We start from the raw sequence: 1,533 nt of genomic DNA, 5'->3' as shown, positions 1-1,533 counted from the left end.
ACCGCGCCCACGCCCGCGTCGAAGACAGCATCCGACACGCGAAAGACACCGGCCTCGGCCGCTTCCCCTCCCGCGAATACGGCATCAACACCACCTGGCTTCTCGCGGTCGCGATCGCCGCCGACCTGACCGCCTGGCTACGGCTGCTCGCGCTGCCCGAGACGTTGAAGACCTGCGAACCGAAAGCGCTGCGCTACCGCTTCCTCCACATCCCCGCCCGACTCACCACCAGCGGACGACGCCGCCACCTCCGCCTGCCGGAAACCTGGCCCTGGACCCAGGCCGCCGTCGCCGCATTCACCGCTGTGATGGCCATCCCGCTCCTGACCTGACAACACACTCGGCCCTGACCACCGCGACCCAAGGACCCTCGAAGACCCGCACCGCAGCGCCACGCGGCACCAACGCCTGCCCCCACACGCCGACAGCCCCTCCGCGCACCTCACGTCATCAAACCGCTGCCCCGTGAAAGACGGAGGCTAAGCCTCACGAAGAGTCCGGCGCGCTCACTGCCTCCGCACGCGCTGTCTGAACTCGCGTACGACATGGAGGGGGACGGCATGTACGCCCCATCTCAGGCGCTTCGAAATGCGGGAACGCATCGGATTGTCCATGCCGCGTTCCTGGACGACACAGGAATCACCATCGACGCGCGCAGTCGAATCCACCTGTTCGAGCTGGTGGAATCAACTGTGCTGGCCCTCCAGGTCACCAGGTCCGCGTACCTCTACCTGATCGACCTGGTCTCAAGTTGGAATCACCCTGATGACCATGTCGGCACCTACGCGCCATTTCCTTCGTTCGAGTAGATGTAGTTTCCCGGAGATCCCGAACAAGAGTCGCAGTCCGAGGTGCCGGAGGCAGCTGAGCTGACCGGGGAGAACTCTGAGGAGTCCGATTCGCATCACGACGCTCGAAGTGGACCAGCCAGGTGATCAACGGCCTGCAAGACACGCAGGACGTGGCGTGTCAAGTGCATGTCTGAAACACGAAGCTCCAGGTCAACCGGTCTAGGCCTCGCTCCGGGCACTACCCTCAAGGGGGAGGGAGCACGCTCGTGGATGCGAGTTCTCGCGTCCACTCCGCCGTGAACTGAGGTCCGGTGCTCCACGTCTATCTCGATCAGTTCGCATGGATCGGTCTCGCCAGAGCAGCGCATGGCCGGTCCGGCAGCGCGCGCTACCGCGATGCACTTGAGATGTGCCGGGCCGCGAGGGTGCAAGAAGTGGCATCGTTCCCCCTCGATCTGTATCGGTACTGGGACCTGACTCGTGCCACGTTGGCGTGATTCCGGGTCGGGCCGGATGTTTGTGCTGGTCAGCGGCTTGAAGGCTTCGAGGTTGACACACTAATCGGGCCGGTAGGGTCGGTGCTCGTGGTGTTTGTGCGGAAGGTCCCGACCGCTTCGGGGGCCACGGCGGTGCAGATCGCTGAGCGTGTCGGGGACCGCGACAACGTGATTGAGCACGTGGGATCGGCACGCACGCCGGCTGAGCTGGTCGCCCTGCTCGAGGTCGCGCGGGCACGGATGCA

At 64.9% G+C, this 1,533-nt stretch carries 2 protein-coding genes and 1 pseudogene; all 3 read left to right on the top strand.

Features of this window, described 5'->3' with window-relative positions; all coding sequences use genetic code 11:
• The coding region (locus tag BN11_RS20055; protein WP_048700182.1) for a transposase at positions 1–332 on the top strand (332 nt) is incomplete at its 5' end.
• Between the two features lie 228 nt (positions 333–560).
• Entirely contained in the window at positions 561–809 is a 249-nt protein-coding gene (locus BN11_RS20050) for a hypothetical protein (protein WP_157044303.1), read from the top strand.
• A gap of 566 nt (positions 810–1,375) precedes the next feature.
• A pseudogene (locus BN11_RS26375) lies at positions 1,376–1,533 on the top strand (IS1634 family transposase); the annotation flags it as partial.

Origin of the sequence: Nostocoides australiense Ben110 (assembly GCF_001050535.1) — a bacterium.
GTDB lineage: Bacteria > Actinomycetota > Actinomycetes > Actinomycetales > Dermatophilaceae > Nostocoides_A > Nostocoides_A australiense.
This window is presented reverse-complemented; position numbering and strand designations above follow the sequence as displayed.